16 protein-coding genes and 1 pseudogene are annotated in these 14683 nt (G+C 71.6%); 15 read left to right on the forward strand and 2 right to left on the reverse strand.

Annotated features, from left to right (window positions below):
* Positions 1-169 precede the first annotated feature (169 nt).
* Positions 170-2116: an ATP-dependent zinc metalloprotease FtsH gene (gene ftsH, locus ACZ67M_RS36085; RefSeq protein WP_392016647.1), complete on the forward strand. Its 1947-nt coding sequence runs from the start codon at positions 170-172 to the stop codon at positions 2114-2116.
* A gap of 13 nt (positions 2117-2129) precedes the next feature.
* Here the strand turns inward: ftsH and ACZ67M_RS36090 are convergent, their stop codons facing one another.
* Both ACZ67M_RS36090 and ACZ67M_RS36095 read right to left on the reverse strand, forming a co-directional pair.
* On the reverse strand, positions 2130-2738 hold the full coding sequence (locus ACZ67M_RS36090; RefSeq protein ID WP_469854149.1) for a hypothetical protein: 609 nt from the start codon (positions 2736-2738) through the stop codon (positions 2130-2132).
* A gap of 170 nt (positions 2739-2908) precedes the next feature.
* Entirely contained in the window at positions 2909-3796 is an 888-nt protein-coding gene (locus ACZ67M_RS36095; RefSeq protein ID WP_469854150.1) for an SAM-dependent methyltransferase, read from the reverse strand.
* A 680-nt stretch (positions 3797-4476) separates the two neighbouring features.
* Between ACZ67M_RS36095 and ACZ67M_RS36100 the strand changes: the two genes are divergently transcribed.
* The 14 genes and pseudogenes from ACZ67M_RS36100 (at position 4477) to ACZ67M_RS36165 (ending at position 14639) form a co-directional block, all read left to right on the forward strand.
* The gene (locus tag ACZ67M_RS36100; protein WP_122615172.1) at positions 4477-5073 is read left to right on the forward strand and encodes a hypothetical protein; all 597 of its coding nucleotides are present in this window, start codon (positions 4477-4479) and stop codon (positions 5071-5073) included.
* A 256-nt stretch (positions 5074-5329) separates the two neighbouring features.
* The gene (gene rpsP, locus ACZ67M_RS36105; RefSeq protein ID WP_361365347.1) at positions 5330-5758 is read left to right on the forward strand and encodes a 30S ribosomal protein S16; all 429 of its coding nucleotides are present in this window, start codon (positions 5330-5332) and stop codon (positions 5756-5758) included.
* 2 nt (positions 5759-5760) lie between these two features.
* Complete coding sequence (locus ACZ67M_RS36110; protein WP_003973401.1) at positions 5761-6000, forward strand: RNA-binding protein; 240 nt, start codon at positions 5761-5763, stop codon at positions 5998-6000.
* A 127-nt stretch (positions 6001-6127) separates the two neighbouring features.
* Positions 6128-6691 (forward strand): ribosome maturation factor RimM, encoded by a 564-nt coding sequence (rimM, locus tag ACZ67M_RS36115; protein ID WP_361365350.1) that lies wholly within the window; start codon positions 6128-6130, stop codon positions 6689-6691.
* Positions 6691-7524 (forward strand): tRNA (guanosine(37)-N1)-methyltransferase TrmD, encoded by an 834-nt coding sequence (gene trmD, locus ACZ67M_RS36120; protein WP_382813207.1) that lies wholly within the window; start codon positions 6691-6693, stop codon positions 7522-7524. The genes rimM and trmD overlap by 1 nt, the downstream gene beginning before the upstream one ends.
* A 136-nt stretch (positions 7525-7660) precedes the next feature.
* On the forward strand, positions 7661-8011 hold the full coding sequence (rplS, locus tag ACZ67M_RS36125) for a 50S ribosomal protein L19 (protein ID WP_361365356.1): 351 nt from the start codon (positions 7661-7663) through the stop codon (positions 8009-8011).
* Positions 8012-8055: 44 nt separating this feature from the next.
* Entirely contained in the window at positions 8056-8808 is a 753-nt protein-coding gene (gene lepB / locus ACZ67M_RS36130; protein WP_469854151.1) for a signal peptidase I, read from the forward strand.
* A pseudogene (lepB, locus tag ACZ67M_RS36135) lies at positions 8801-9883 on the forward strand (signal peptidase I); the annotation flags it as partial. The gene lepB (ACZ67M_RS36130) and the pseudogene lepB (ACZ67M_RS36135), both read left to right, overlap by 8 nt.
* Positions 9774-10763 carry a signal peptidase I gene (gene lepB / locus ACZ67M_RS36140; protein WP_361365362.1) on the forward strand — a complete coding sequence of 330 codons (990 nt, stop codon included), beginning with the start codon at positions 9774-9776 and terminating at the stop codon, positions 10761-10763. The pseudogene lepB (ACZ67M_RS36135) and the gene lepB (ACZ67M_RS36140), both read left to right, overlap by 110 nt.
* Positions 10764-10864: 101 nt before the next feature.
* Positions 10865-11638 carry a signal peptidase I gene (gene lepB / locus ACZ67M_RS36145; protein ID WP_361365365.1) on the forward strand — a complete coding sequence of 258 codons (774 nt, stop codon included), beginning with the start codon at positions 10865-10867 and terminating at the stop codon, positions 11636-11638.
* On the forward strand, positions 11628-12158 hold the full coding sequence (locus ACZ67M_RS36150) for an NUDIX hydrolase (RefSeq protein ID WP_467321274.1): 531 nt from the start codon (positions 11628-11630) through the stop codon (positions 12156-12158). The genes lepB (ACZ67M_RS36145) and ACZ67M_RS36150 overlap by 11 nt, the downstream gene beginning before the upstream one ends.
* A gap of 57 nt (positions 12159-12215) precedes the next feature.
* The gene (locus ACZ67M_RS36155) at positions 12216-12524 is read left to right on the forward strand and encodes a DUF2469 domain-containing protein (protein ID WP_003965949.1); all 309 of its coding nucleotides are present in this window, start codon (positions 12216-12218) and stop codon (positions 12522-12524) included.
* A 127-nt stretch (positions 12525-12651) separates the two neighbouring features.
* Entirely contained in the window at positions 12652-13014 is a 363-nt protein-coding gene (locus ACZ67M_RS36160; protein ID WP_361365371.1) for a YraN family protein, read from the forward strand.
* Positions 13014-14639, forward strand: coding sequence for a YifB family Mg chelatase-like AAA ATPase (locus ACZ67M_RS36165; RefSeq protein ID WP_469854152.1), 1626 nt, complete (start codon positions 13014-13016; stop codon positions 14637-14639). Before ACZ67M_RS36160 ends, ACZ67M_RS36165 begins: the two co-directional genes overlap by 1 nt.
* Positions 14640-14683 lie beyond the last annotated feature (44 nt).

Raw genomic sequence — 14683 nt, forward strand, 5'->3', positions numbered from 1 at the left:
GGCGGTCAGGGATTTGGAGTGGGGGGGGGGTTCAAAGGGGTTGGTGGTTGGATTTGGGACGACGGTCCGGTTGGGGGGGACGGCGGTGGGGCCCCCCCTTGTAGAGGGGGGCCCCCCCAGCGCCGTACATGCACATGCCCAGGCGGCTTTCCTGTCGTAACGTCCGGATATGACCAACCCGTCCCCGCCGCGCAAGGCGTCCGAGCGGCCCTGGCGCACCGAGGGCACGCCCGACGAGCCTCCGAAACCGCCGCCCGGTGGCAGGAGGATGCGCGGCGGCTGGTGGAACCTGGTCCTGGCCGCGCTGGTCGTCTACCTGATCGCCAACCTGGTGCTCTCGTTCTTCAACGAGGGCGACGAGCCGACCATCTCCTACACGGAGTTCAGCAAGCAGGTCGACGAGGGCAACGTCAGCAAGATCTACGCCAAGGGCGACGCGATCCAGGGCCAGCTCAAGAAGGGCCGCGACAAACCGGACGGCGACGGGACGTACACCAAGTTCACGACCGAGCGGCCCACCTTCGCGGACGACCAGCTCTGGGACGACCTGACGAAGAACAACGTCACCGTCACGGCCGAACCGGTGGTCCAGCACCGCAGCTTCCTGTCCAACCTGCTGATCGCGCTGGCGCCGATGCTGCTCCTGGTGGTGCTGTGGATCTTCATCGCGCGGCGCATGAGGGGCGCCCTGGGCGGCGGCGCGGGCGGCATGCTCGGCCGCAAGGCGCCGCCCAAGCCGGTCGAACTGGAGGCGGGCGAGCCGCGGACCACGTTCGCGGACGTGGCCGGGATCGACGAGGTGGAGGGCGAACTCAGTGACGTCGTCGACTTCCTGAAGAACCCGGACGCCTACCGCCGCATGGGCGCGAAGATGCCCCGGGGTGTCCTCCTGACCGGTCCGCCCGGCACCGGGAAGACGCTCCTCGCGCGTGCGGTCGCCGGCGAGGCGGGGGTGCCGTTCTTCTCCGCGTCCGCGTCCGAGTTCATCGAGATGATCGTGGGTGTGGGCGCCTCCCGGGTGCGGGAGCTGTTCGCCGAGGCCCGCAAGGTCGCGCCGTCGATCATCTTCATCGACGAGATCGACACCATCGGCCGCGCGCGCGGCGGCGGCTCCGGCATGGGCGGCCACGACGAGCGCGAGCAGACGCTCAACCAGATCCTCACCGAGATGGACGGCTTCTCGGGCTCCGAGGGCGTCGTCGTCATCGCCGCCACCAACCGCGCGGACATCCTGGACCCGGCCCTGACCCGCCCCGGCCGCTTCGACCGGGTGGTCAGCGTCTCGCCCCCGGACCGCGGCGGCCGCGAGGCCATCCTGGACATCCACACGCGCGAGATCCCGCTCGCCCCGGACGTCGACCTGGCCCAGGTCGCCCGCACGACCCCGGGCATGACCGGCGCCGAACTGGCGAACCTCGCCAACGAGGCGGCCCTGCTCGCGGTCAAGCGGAAGCAGGACCGGGTGACGCAGGCCAACCTCTCCGAGGCCCTGGAGAAGGTCCAGCTGGGCGCCGAACGGCCCCTGGTGATGCCCGAGGAGGAGCGCCGGCGCACCGCGTACCACGAGAGCGGACACGCCCTGCTGGGCATGTTGCAGCCGGGCGCCGACCCGGTCCGCAAGATCACCATCGTGCCGCGCGGGAGGGCACTCGGGGTGACGCTGTCGACGCCGGACGCGGACAAGTACGCGTACACCGAGGAGTACCTGCGCGGCCGGATCATCGGCGCGCTCGGCGGCATGGCGGCCGAGCACGTGGTGTACGGCGTGATCACGACCGGTTCCGAGAGCGACCTCGAACAGGTCACCAACATCGCCCGCGGCATGGTCGCCCGCTGGGGCATGAGCGAGCGGGTCGGCCGGCTCTCCGCCCTCCCCGGCGACGCGCAGCAGGCGTACGGCCTCGCCGCCGCTCCCCAGACGCTGGACGCCATCGACGGGGAGATGCGGCGGGTCGTCGACTCCTGCTACGAGGAGGCCGTCCGCAAGCTGCGCGACCACCGCGAGCGGCTCGACGCGCTGGCCGAGGCCCTGCTGGCCAGCGAGACGCTGGACGAGGCGGAGGCGTACCGCATCGCCGGGATCACCCGGCTCACGAAGGACGACCCGGAGGCGTGAGAGCCGGGCGTTCCTACTTCTGCGGGAACTTCCAGACGTAGGGCTCGCCGTCCTCCTCCGACCAGTGCGCCTCCACGCTCTTCGCGCCGGCCGGAATCACGTACGTCTCGCAGAAGACGTGGCTCTCGCCCTGCTTCCAGCTCTCGACGTCGTACGGGTCCTCGCAGCCCGCCGCGTCCTCGGAGGCGCCGACGAGGACGCTGCCGCGCTGCCCGTCGGCGAAGACCGTGGCGCCGTCGTGCACGTCGGAGCCCTCGGTCAGGGCCGGTCCGCTCTTGTGCGTGTACTTGATGTACGCGGTGGCCAGCACTTTGCCCTTGACGTCCGCGGCGTCCGCCACCGCCTTCGCGGCCTCGGCCTCGGTGCCCACGTCGACCTTCTGTGCCACGACGTCGTAGGTGACCTCGCCCGGGTCCTCGGCGACCTTGCCGGTCGCGCTCTCGCCCGTCGCCAGGTCGCCGCCCGAGGCCGCCTCGGAGGGCGAGGGCGACGCCTCGGTGGTCGCCGGGCCCTTCGCGCCGGTGTCCTTCGAGTCCTCGTCTCCGCCCCCGCACGCGGTGAGGGCGAGGGCGAGGACGGCGACGGGCGCGGCGAGGCGCAGTGCGGTCTTGCGGTGCGGCACTACAGGCTCCTGTATGCAGATGTGTGTTTCCCCCGAACGGTGGATCAGAGTAGAGGTCCATGATCCACCTGGGGAAACCGCAGGAGCCCGCGGCCGGCTTCTTCACGGCATTCACACCTGCACCGGAAAAAGTCGGCCGAACGACGCACAGGTTCGATCGGAATCGATCTTTAGGGAACTCGTGCGATCAAGTAGCGAAAGACATTCGGCATCCAGACGGTCCCGTCCGCGCGCCGGTGCGGATGCAGGGCCTCCGCCAGCTCCTTGTCGACCTGTTCCCGGTCGGTGGCCGCGATCGCCGCGTCGAACAGCCCGGTCGACAGCAGTCCCCGCGCCGCGCTCGCGGCGTCCGCGTACCCGAACGGGCACGCCACCCGCCCGGAGCCGTCCGGCCTGAGCCCGGCCCGCTGCGCGACCTCCTCCAGGTCGTCGCGCAGGGCGGGGCGCCAGCTGCCCGCGCTGCGCAGCGGGTCCGCGAGTTTGGTGGCCACCCGCAGCACCGAGGCCGTGGCGCACCGCTCCGGCGGACCCCAGCCCGCCAGCACCACCGCGGCCCCGCGCCCGGCGAGTGGTGTCGCCTCGGCCAGCAGCCCGCCCAGCCCCTCCGAGTCGCCCGCGAGGCACCCGATGGGTTCGAAGGCGGTCACCAGGGTGAACGCCGGCGCCGACGGGTCCGCCGCGGCACCGGGTGGTCCCTCCACGACCCGCGCCGCGTCCGCGCGGGAGCGGGCGGGCCGGGTGCCGGGAGGTTCCGGCGCCTCGGGTGCCCCGGGCAGCAGACGCCGCCGTGCCAGTTCCAGGAGTTCCGGAGAGCGGGTGTCGACACCGGTCACCGAGGCGCCGCGCGAGGCGCCCATCAGCAGGGCGAGCCCGGAACCGCAGTTCAGGCCCAGCATCCGGGTGCCGCCGCCCACGTCAAGGCGCTCGAAGACGGCCTCGTAGAGCGGTACGAGCATCCTCTCCTGTATCTCGGACCAGTCACGCGCACGTGCACGCAGGTCCACGGGAGACATCGTCCCCGTGTGAGATGAGTGCTGCCGTACGAGCGTAGGTGTCATAGGAAAGCGCCCCAATCGCCGAGTGTTGCCGCTGTGCCCGATTCCATGGCCCCCGTGCAGTGCGCTCGAACTCCCCCCGTATGCCAGGAAACTCCGGGCTCGCCGCGGCGTCCAGTGGTAGAGAGGGCCGGTTTGCCCGATCCCCGCCCCCATGGCGAGATTTCACTTCCCGGCAACGTGGGCCGGCCGCGCGGTACCCGCGGTAGCCCCCCGGCGACACCTTGACCGGATGGCCGGATCGTGCCGGTCGGCGATGACAGCGGGTGGCCGGAGTGCGGAGGGGGTGGTTCCGGCCAAGGTCGACGGGGTCCGCGGGCGTCTGGGAGGGCGCGGGAGGGGACGCGGGAGTGCCGGGGGCGGGGCGGTGCCGCACCCCGGTGGCCCACCCGGTAACGTCGCCCCCGTCGACGCGTCCGCCCGGACGCCTCCGCTCCGGCGCGACGGCGGCCGAAACGCCCCTTGCGCACGAGAGCGCCCCGCGCCCCCGGAGTGTGGACGACCGCTACGCGCCGGGGCGTACGTTGGACTACGCACCAGCTTGGTATGAGCTGTGAGGCTTCTCCGCAGATCAGCGCACCCGCCCTCGTCGGGACGCATCAGCGGCAACTGACTGGTACGTGCAAATTATTTGGGATGCCCCGGAATAGGAACACAGCGGCACTCCGGCTCGTTGTCATTACGTGAGCACGACACCACCTGTTCTCGCCGCAGAGCTGGCGCAGGCGTGGGCCGACATTCAGCGGTACCACCCCGAGCTGCCCGATCTTGCCGCGCCCGAGTCCCTGATCGGAGAGTCGTCGTCCGCCTGCGGGCACGAGCTCTCCTTCGAGCGACTGCTCCATGAGGCAGTCCACGGCATCGCTGCCGCGCGCGGAGTACGCGACACCTCCCGCGCGGGGCGCTACCACAACCGTCGATTCCTGGCGATCGCAGAGGAGCTGGGCCTCGACCACCCCGAGGAGCCACATCCCAGCAGCGGCTTCTCACTGGTCACCCTCACCCCCGAGGCGAAGCGCCGCTACCGCCCGACGACCGAACGCCTCCAGCGCGCGCTGAAGGCCCACACCGCCGCCACCGCGACCGACTCGGCCCGCAGCTTCCGCGGTCCGGCCGCCCGCCACGGCTCCTCCGGGGGAGGAGTGCGCGTGAAGGCCGTCTGCGACTGCGGGCGCAACGTACGGGTCGTCCCGTCCGTGCTGGCCCAGGCCCCGATCATGTGCGGCGGCTGCGGCAAGCCGTTCCGCATCCCGGAGGTGGTCGGCGCGGGCGTGAGCTGACGGTCCGGCTGCTCGTGGCAGCCGGATCCGGGCCAGGTTCTGTCGTCGGACCCGCTCCGCCGGACCGGAGGGCGGCCCCGGTGCCCTCCGGTCCGAGGGGTCTGCCCGCGTGTGGCACAATGGCAAGCTGTACTCGACAGTCGCACAGGACCCCTCTCTCCTCCGGCTGACGCGTCCATCGGGCACTCGGGTACCGCAACCCCACGCGGCTCTCTCGCCGTGCCCAATCACGTCAAAACCAGGAGAATCCACTCCCGTGGCAGTCAAGATCAAGCTGAAGCGTCTGGGCAAGATCCGTTCGCCTCACTACCGCATCGTCGTCGCCGACTCCCGTACCCGCCGTGACGGCCGGGCCATCGAGGAGATCGGCAAGTACCACCCGACGTACAACCCGTCGGTGATGGAGGTCGACGCCGAGCGTGTCGCCTACTGGCTCGGTGTCGGCGCCCAGCCGACCGAGCCCGTGATGGCCATCCTGAAGAAGACCGGCGACTGGCAGAAGTTCAAGGGCGAGCCCGCCCCGGCCCCGCTGCTCCAGCCGTCCGAGAAGGCGGCCCGCCCGTCCTTCGAGGCGATCGGTGGCGAGGACGAGGGCAAGGGTGAGGCGATCACCCAGAAGAAGAAGGCCGACAAGAAGGACGAGGCCGCCGCCGAGTCCTCCTCGGCCGAGTCGACCGAGGCCTGAGCATGCTCGAGGAGGCTCTCGAGCACCTCGTGAAGGGCATCGTCGACAACCCTGACGATGTGCAGGTCGCCTCGCGCAACCTGCGTCGCGGGCGTGTGCTCGAGGTCCGGGTGCACCCCGACGACCTCGGCAAGGTGATCGGCCGCAACGGCCGCACCGCACGCGCCCTGCGCACCGTCGTGGGCGCCATCGGCGGCCGCGGTGTCCGCGTCGACCTCGTCGACGTGGACCACGTCCGCTGACGCCACAACGCAGCACCGGCTCGGGCCGGGGAGGGCCATGGGCCTTCCCCGGCCCGCAGTCGTAGAGCACCGCACGGGGTCGTGAGCCCGCCGGGCTCGCCGCAGTTCCGACAGGAGATCAAGCACAGTGCAGCTGGTAGTCGCTCGCATCGGCCGCGCCCACGGCATCAAGGGCGAGGTCACCGTCGAGGTCCGCACCGACGAGCCGGAGCTGCGGCTCGGCCCCGGCGCCGTCCTGGCCACCGACCCCGCCACCGCCGGTCCGCTGACCATCGAGACCGGCCGGGTGCACAGCGGCCGCCTCCTGCTGCGCTTCGCGGGCGTCCACGACCGCACCGGCGCCGAGGCCCTGCGCAACACCCTGCTGATCGCCGACGTCGACCCCGACGAGCGTCCCGAGGACGACGACGAGTACTACGACCACCAGCTCATCGACCTCGACGTGGTGACCGCCGACGGCACCGAGGTCGGCCGGATCACGGAGATCTCCCACCTGCCCACCCAGGACCTGTTCGTGGTGGAGCGCCCCGACGGCAGCGAGGTCTACGTGCCGTTCGTGTCGGAGATCGTCACGGAGATCGACCTGGAGGAGCAGCGCGCGGTCATCGACCCGCCGCCGGGCCTGATCGACGACCGCGCCGAGATCGCCTCCGCGCGGGACGCCGGGGAAGCCCCGGAGGAAGGCGCGTAATGCGGCTCGACGTCGTCACGATTTTCCCCGAGTACCTGGAACCGCTGAACGTCTCCCTCGTCGGCAAGGCACGCGCGCGTGGACAGCTCGACGTCCAGGTGCACGACCTGCGCGAGTGGACCTACGACCGGCACAACACGGTCGACGACACCCCCTACGGGGGCGGCCCCGGCATGGTCATGAAGCCCGACCCGTGGGGCGACGCGCTGGACTCCGTCCTGGCCGACGGCTACGAGGCCGGCTCCGGCGAGCCCGCCCTGATCGTGCCCACGCCCAGCGGCCGGCCGTTCACCCAGGAACTCGCCGTCCACCTCTCCGAGCGACCCTGGCTGATCTTCACGCCCGCCCGCTACGAGGGCATCGACCGCCGCGTCGTCGACGAGTACGCGACCAGGATGCCGGTGTACGAGGTCTCCATCGGCGACTACGTCCTCGCCGGCGGCGAGGCGGCCGTACTGGTCGTCACCGAGGCCGTGGCCCGGCTGCTGCCCGGCGTCCTCGGCAACGCCGAGTCCCACCGGGACGACTCCTTCGCCCCCGGCGCCATGGCGAACCTCCTGGAGGGCCCCGTCCACACCAAGCCGCCGCAGTGGCGCGGGCGCGGCATCCCGGACGTGCTGCTCAGCGGCCACCACGGGAAGATCGCCCGCTGGCGCCGGGACGAGGCACTGCGGCGCACATCGGCCAACCGGCCCGACCTGATCGAGCGGTGCGACCCCAAGGTCTTCGACAAGAAGGACCGCGAGATGCTCTCCATCCTGGGCTGGGCGCCGGACCCGGAGGGGGAGCCGTACGGCCGATTTTGGCGCAGGACCCCCGGCATGGAACAATAGGCCGCTGTTGTGCGTCCGTCCGGAGCGCGCCCCTGCCACAGGGGGACACGACGCCCGTCCCGACCCGCACGACTCTGAATCCGAAACACCTAGTTTCCGTTGATGACCTGTGGCATCAGCGAGGAAAGCAGACGAAATGTCTCACCTGCTCGACTCCGTCGACGCCGCGTCGCTGCGCAGCGACGTCCCCGCCTTCCGCCCCGGCGACACCGTCAACGTCCACGTGCGCGTCATCGAGGGCAACCGCTCCCGTGTGCAGCAGTTCAAGGGCGTTGTGATCCGCCGCCAGGGTGCCGGCATCCGCGAGACCTTCACGGTCCGCAAGGTCTCCTTCTCCGTCGGCGTCGAGCGCACCTTCCCGGTGCACACCCCGATCGTGGAGAAGATCGAGCTCGTCACCCGCGGTGACGTCCGCCGCGCCAAGCTGTACTACCTGCGCGAGCTGCGCGGCAAGGCCGCGAAGATCAAGGAGAAGCGCGAGAGCTGAGCGCCTGAGAGGTCCGCGCCGGGGCCGGATAGCATCTGGCCCCGATGGACACCGAAGCACAGCCCACGGAGCGCGACCGCTCCTCCCGCCCTTCCGACTCCGAGCAGCCCTCGGATCCGGAGGGCCAGGAGGGACGGTCGCGTTCCGCGTTCGCGGGGCGGATCACGGACTGGGTGCCGGGCGGCCGGATCACCGTCACCCTGCTGACGCTGCTGCTTTTCCTGCTGCTGCTCAGCACCTTCGTACTGCGGCCGTTCCAGATCCCCAGCGGATCCATGGAGCGCGGATTGAGGATCGGTGACCGGGTTCTCGTAAATAAGTTGGCGTACCGTTTCGATGGGCGGCCGCAGCGGGGCGACGTCGTGGTCTTCGACGGCACGGGACTCTTCGGGCCCGGCGACTACATCAAACGCGTGGTCGGTGTGGGCGGGGACCACGTGGTGTGCTGCGACAGGGAGGGGAGGGTACAGGTGAACGGCCAGTCGGTCGACGAGTCGGAGTTCCTGTACCCCGGCGACCGCCCGTCGACGGTGCGCTTCGACGTCGTCGTCCCCGACGGCACCCTCTTCGTCCTCGGCGACCACAGGTCCGGCTCCAGCGACTCCCGCGACCACCTGGGCTCGCCGGGCGGCGGCATGATCCCGGTGGACGAGGTGATCGGGCGCGCCGACTGGATCGTCTGGCCCTTCGCCCACGCCACCCACCTCGACCGTCCCGACGCCTATGCGCGCGTGCCGGAGGCCGACGCGGACGGAGGGGCCGGCGACGCGCGCCGGCCCGCGGGCGCCGATGGGTAGCCGCGGGAAACCGCGCGGAGCCCCCAGCAGCCCCGCGGAGAACCTGCTGCCCACGGGCTCCCGGCGCACCGCCGTGCCCTCCGGCGGCCGTTCCCGCGCGGAGCGGCGCAAGCTCCAGCGCAAGGTCAAGCGGCGCCGCAGGCGCGGCGCCGTCAAGGAGATACCGCTCCTCATCGGCGTCGCCGTGCTCATAGCGCTGGTACTCAAGACCTTCCTCGTCCAGGCCTTCGTGATCCCGTCCGGCTCGATGGAGCAGACCATCCAGATCGGCGACCGGGTCCTGGTGGACAAGCTCACCCCCTGGTTCGGCTCCGAACCGCAGCGCGGGGACGTCGTGGTCTTCCGGGACCCGGGCGGTTGGCTGGCGGGCGAACAGACCACCAAGAAGGACGATCCCGTCGTCGTCAAGCAGGTCAAGGAGGGCCTGGCCTTCATCGGCCTGCTGCCGTCCGACGACGAGAAGGACCTCATCAAACGGGTCGTCGGCGTCGGCGGGGACAAGGTCAAGTGCTGCGACACCCAGGGACGCGTCACCGTCAACGGCGTCCCCCTGAACGAGGACTACCTGTACCCGGGTGACACCCCGTCACGGACGCCGTTCGACGTCACCGTCCCGGAGGGACGGCTGTGGGTCATGGGCGACCACCGGTCCAACTCCGCCGACTCCCGCGCCCACCAGGACACCGACTTCGGCACGGTCTCCGAGGAGGAGGTGGTGGGACGCGCCATGGTGATCGCCTGGCCGTTCGGTCACTGGACCACCCTGGACGAGCCGAAAACGTATGCATCCGTCACCGACTCGGCCTCCGGTGCGACCGCCGCTCCCCGGCTGTCGCATAGGGTTGCCCCCGACGATCCGAACGCGATGATGCAACTCCCGACCCCTGCGGAACTCCCGCTCGTTATGGGAGTGGTGGGCCTGCGCCGTATACGGGGCGGGCGGCGGCAGAGAGTAAGGAGTTGGCGTGGGGGATGTGGCGGTTGGCGCACGGTCCGGACACGACGGCGAGGAGAACCGCGGACGCCCCGAGGAGACGGCCGGCCCGGCCCCGGACGGCGCCCGCGACTCCGGTCACGGCTCCGGAACCGAGGACGGCAGGGTGACGAACGAACACAACGGGACGCAGGACGAGGGAGTGGGCGGGACGCCACCCACGCCGCACCGCGAGACCAAGAAGCAGCGGTCCTTCTGGAAGGAACTGCCGATCCTGATCGGTATCGCGCTGGTGCTCGCGCTGCTGATCAAGACGTTCCTGGTGCAGGCGTTCTCGATCCCGTCCTCGTCGATGGAGAACACGCTCAAGATCAATGACCGTGTCCTGGTCGACAAGCTCACGCCCTGGTTCGGCTCCGAGCCCGAGCGCGGCGAGGTCGTCGTCTTCCACGACCCCGACAACTGGCTCGCGGGCGAGCCGACCCCCGACCCGAACGCGTTGCAGACGGTGCTCAGCTGGATCGGCCTGATGCCGTCCGCCGAGGAGAAGGACCTGATCAAGCGCGTCATCGGCGTCGGCGGCGACACCGTCGAGTGCAACAAGACCGGCCCGCTCACGGTCAACGGCAAGGCGCTCAACGAGCCCTACGTCTACCCCGGCAACACGCCGTGCACCGACGACGACCAGGGCGGCCGGTTCAAGGTCACGGTGCCCGAGGGCTACATCTGGGTCATGGGCGACCACCGGCAGAACTCCAAGGACTCCCGCTACCAGCAGGCGGACAAGCACGGCGGCATGGTCCCGGTGAAGGAGGTCGTCGGCCGCGCGGTCGTGGTCGCCTGGCCGATGAACCGCTGGGACAACCTGCCGGTCCCCGAGACCTTCGACCAGGTCGGCCTCCAGGCGGGCTCCCCGGCCGCCGGCGCGCTGTCGGTCGCGCCCCAGGGGCTCGCCGTCGCCGGCGTCCTCCCGGTCGTCTGGTGGCGCCGCCGTCGGCGCGCCGCCGCCGAGGCCCGCTGAGGCGCCCCGGCCCGTACGTCCCCATCGATGCGACAGCCCCCTTCCCGGTCCTCGGGAGGGGGGCTGCCCCGTTGGGGTACCGCCGGGTAGGGTGCGGCTCCATGGGTGGCGAGAGCACGACACGTACGGCCCCGCGCGGGGGAGCGAACAAGAGTCCGGCGGGCAGCCGGACCGGGCAGCGACTGTCCGGCCTCGCCGTGGCGCTGGGCATGGTGCTCTTCCTCGGCGGGTTCGCCTGGGGCGCCGTGGTCTACCGGCCCTACACCGTGCCGACCAGCTCGATGGCCCCGACCATCGGTGTCGGTGACCGGGTGCTCGCCGAGCGCGTCGACGGGAGCGACGTACGGCGCGGCGACGTCGTCGTCTTCAAGGACACGGCCTGGGCCAACGCCCCGATGGTCAAGCGGGTCGTCGCCGTCGGCGGGGACACCGTCTCCTGCTGCCAGGAGGGCAAGCTGAAGGTCAACGGCAAGGTGATCGACGAGCCGTACCTGCCCGCCGGCACACCGGCCGAGATCATGGACTTCCAGACCGTGAACGTCCCGGAGGGCCGCCTGTTCCTGCTCGGCGACGAGCGGGACAACTCCGTGGACTCCACCGCCCACCTCACCGACGCGGCCCGCGGCACCGTCTCGAGCGGTGCCGTGGACGCCCGCGTCGACGCCGTGGTCTGGCCCATGAACGGGATGCTGGAGCGGCCGACCGGCTTCGAGGCCCTCGGTGGCCTCTCCTCGCCGGGGCCGCTCACGCCGGTCGTCGCCCTGGTGATCGCCGGGGCCGTGCTGGTCCTGGGCGGTGGGGCGTACGGTCCCGTCGCCAAGCGGGCCGCGGCCTCGCGTGCCGGTCGTGCCGCGGAGCCCGCCGATGGGCGCTGAGGCGACCCCGGCCGGGCAGGACACCTACCGGGGCGGACTTCGCAGGGTCGCGCGGGTCGTGCTGCTCGATCCCGACGACCGCATCCTGCTGCTGCACGGCCACGAACCGGACGACCCGGCCGACGACTGGTGGTTCACCCCCGGTGGCGGTGTGGAGGGCGACGAGACCCGTGAGGAGGCCGCCCGGCGGGAGCTGCTGGAGGAGACCGGCATCGCCGACGTCGAAATCGGCCCGGTGCTGTGGCGGCGCCGGTGTTCCTTCCCCTTCGCGGGCCGCCGCTGGGACCAGGACGAGTGGTACTACCTGGCCCGCACCCGGCGGACCGCCACCGGGGTCGTCGGCGCCGGGCTCACCGAGCTGGAGCGCCGCAGCGTCGCCGGAGCACGCTGGTGGACGTGTGAGGAACTGACCGGGGCACGTGAGACGGTGTATCCGACCAGACTCGCCGGGCTGCTGCGCACGCTGCTCGACGAGGGTCCCCCGGCCGGGCCGGTGACCCTGGACACGGAAATCGTCTAGGGGTGCACGGGACTGGCGCACAATGGGGGGACCCGCACGGCTGAAGGGGAACATGCCATGAGCGCCGAGGACCTCGAAAAGTACGAGACCGAGATGGAGCTCAAGCTCTACCGGGAGTACCGCGATGTCGTCGGTCTGTTCAAATACGTGATCGAGACCGAGCGGCGTTTCTACCTCACCAACGACTACGAGATGCAGGTGCACTCGGTCCAGGGCGAGGTGTTCTTCGAGGTCTCGATGGCGGACGCGTGGGTGTGGGACATGTACCGGCCGGCTCGCTTCGTGAAGCAGGTGCGCGTGTTGACGTTCAAGGACGTGAACATCGAGGAGCTGAACAAGAGTGACCTGGAGCTTCCGGGCGGGTGAGAGCGGGCCACCCGAGGAAGTTTTCACTCGTGTGGGTGACGAAGTTGTCCACAGTCGGCTGACCGTCCACCAAGATCCAAAAGCTCGCTGAGCTGCCCTCATCGTTGGCGCCGGAGGTGGTGCCGACATGAACGCACGAGGTGCGCTGGGCAAGTACGGCGAGACACTCGCCGCCCGCCGGCTGACCGGAGCCGGCATGACGGTCCTGGAGCGCAATTGGCGCTGCGGCAGGACCGGCGAGATCGACATCGTGGCCCGGGACGGGGACGTGCTGGTCGTCTGCGAGGTCAAGACGCGCAGGAACGGCTCCTTCGAACACCCGATGGCCGCGGTGACCCCCGAGAAGGCGGAGCGGCTGCGGCGGCTCGCCGAGCGCTGGATCCAGACCCACGGCGGAGCCCCACCCGGCGGTGTGCGCATCGACCTGGTGGGCGTTCTCCTCCCGCAGCGCGGCGCCCCCGTGGTCGAGCACGCCCGGGGGGTGGCGTGATGGGGTTCGCGCGTACGTGCTCCGTGGCGCTCGTCGGCGTCGAGGGCGTGGTGGTCGAGGTCCAGGCCGACCTCGAACCGGGCGTGGCGGCGTTCACCCTGGTGGGGCTGCCGGACAAGAGCCTCACCGAGAGCCGGGACCGGGTGCGGGCCGCGGTGGTGAACTCGGGCGCCGAGTGGCCGCAGAAGAAGCTGACGGTGGGACTCAGCCCGGCGTCGGTGCCGAAGAGCGGCAGCGGTTTCGATCTGGCCGTCGCGGCCGCCGTCCTGGGCGCCGCCGAGCGGATCGACCCGCGGGTGCTCGCGGACATCGTCATGGTCGGGGAGCTGGGTCTGGACGGCCGGGTGCGGCCGGTGCGCGGCATCCTGCCCGCGGTGCTGGCCGCCGCGGAGGCGGGCTACGAGCAGGTGGTCGTGCCCGAGTGCGCCGCCGCCGAGGCGTCCCTGGTGCCCGGGGTGTCGGTGCTCGGCGTACGCAGCCTGCGCCAGCTGATCGCCGTCCTCGCCGACGAGCCCGTCCCGGAGGAGGCACAGGACCAGCCGGGCCGCCCGGATCCGCTCCTCGCGGGCCTGCGCATGCCCGGCACGGGCGCCGCCACCGGTATGCACAGCATGGGCGCCGCCCAGTACGACCAAGGGCACGACCTCGCTGACGTGGTGGGCCAGGAGTCGGCGCGTACGGCTGTGGAGGTCGCCGCGGCCGGCGGCCATCACCTGTTCCTGGAGGGACCGCCCGGCGCCGGGAAGACCATGCTCGCCGAGCGGTTGCCCGCCATCCTGCCCCGGCTCACCCGGCCGGAGTCCCTGGAGGTCACGGCCGTGCACTCGGTGGCGGGCCTGCTGCCGCCGGGCAAGCCCCTGATCGACGTGGCCCCCTACTGCGCACCGCACCATTCCGCCACGATGCAGGCCCTGGTCGGCGGCGGACCCGGCGTCGCGCGGCCCGGCGCGGTCTCGCTGGCACACCGCGGGGTCCTGTTCCTCGACGAGACCCCCGAGTTCGGCAGCCACGTCCTGGACGCCCTGCGGCAGCCGCTGGAGGCCGGGCACGTCGTCATCGCGCGCAGTGCGGGCGTGGTGCGCTTCCCGGCCCGGTTCCTGATGGTGCTCGCGGCCAATCCGTGCCCGTGCGGCCGGTTCTCGCAGCGGGACGACCTCTGCGAGTGTCCGCCCTCGGCGATCCGCCGGTACCAGGCCAGGCTGTCCGGTCCGCTGCTCGACCGGGTCGACCTCCGTGTCGAGGTCGACCGTGTCACCCGCGCCCAGCTGACCGGGAGCGGAGCCCGCGGGGATGCCACCGCGACCGTCGCCGACCGGGTGGCGGCGGCCCGGGCGCGGGCGGCCGCTCGCCTTACGGGCACGCCGTGGCTGTCCAACAGCGAGGTACCGGGCCGCGAGCTGCGCAGCCGCTGGCACGCCGCGCCCGGCGCGCTGGACGAGGCGGAGCGCAGCCTGGAACGCGGGGTACTCACCGCCCGCGGTCTCGACCGCGTCCTGCGCGTCGCCTGGACCGTCGCGGACCTCGTCGGCCACGACCGCCCCGACGCGGGAGACGTCGCCCTGGCACTCCAGCTGCGCACCGGGGTGCCACGCGGAGTGCCGATGGCTCTGGGAGCGCTGACGTGAGCGGGCGCGATGCGGTGCCGGGCGGGTGCGGAGGCGCTGCCGAG

The sequence above is a fragment of the Streptomyces sp. NPDC107500 genome, from assembly GCF_055582785.1.

Bases quoted from the DNA above. Each gene is read 5' to 3' on its own strand.
- ftsH (WP_392016647.1), top strand. From the start codon at position 170: ATGACCAACCCGTCCCCGCCGCGCAAGGCGTCCGAGCGGCCCTGGCGC.
- ACZ67M_RS36095 (WP_469854150.1), bottom strand. From the start codon at position 3,796: ATGACACCTACGCTCGTACGGCAGCACTCATCTCACACGGGGACGATG.
- ACZ67M_RS36110 (WP_003973401.1), top strand. From the start codon at position 5,761: ATGCTCGAGGAGGCTCTCGAGCACCTCGTGAAGGGCATCGTCGACAAC.
- trmD (WP_382813207.1), top strand. From the start codon at position 6,691: ATGCGGCTCGACGTCGTCACGATTTTCCCCGAGTACCTGGAACCGCTG.
- rplS (WP_361365356.1), top strand. From the start codon at position 7,661: ATGTCTCACCTGCTCGACTCCGTCGACGCCGCGTCGCTGCGCAGCGAC.
- lepB (WP_469854151.1), top strand. From the start codon at position 8,056: ATGGACACCGAAGCACAGCCCACGGAGCGCGACCGCTCCTCCCGCCCT.
- lepB (WP_361365365.1), top strand. From the start codon at position 10,865: ATGGGTGGCGAGAGCACGACACGTACGGCCCCGCGCGGGGGAGCGAAC.
- ACZ67M_RS36150 (WP_467321274.1), top strand. From the start codon at position 11,628: ATGGGCGCTGAGGCGACCCCGGCCGGGCAGGACACCTACCGGGGCGGA.
- ACZ67M_RS36155 (WP_003965949.1), top strand. From the start codon at position 12,216: ATGAGCGCCGAGGACCTCGAAAAGTACGAGACCGAGATGGAGCTCAAG.
- ACZ67M_RS36160 (WP_361365371.1), top strand. From the start codon at position 12,652: ATGAACGCACGAGGTGCGCTGGGCAAGTACGGCGAGACACTCGCCGCC.
- ACZ67M_RS36165 (WP_469854152.1), top strand. From the start codon at position 13,014: ATGGGGTTCGCGCGTACGTGCTCCGTGGCGCTCGTCGGCGTCGAGGGC.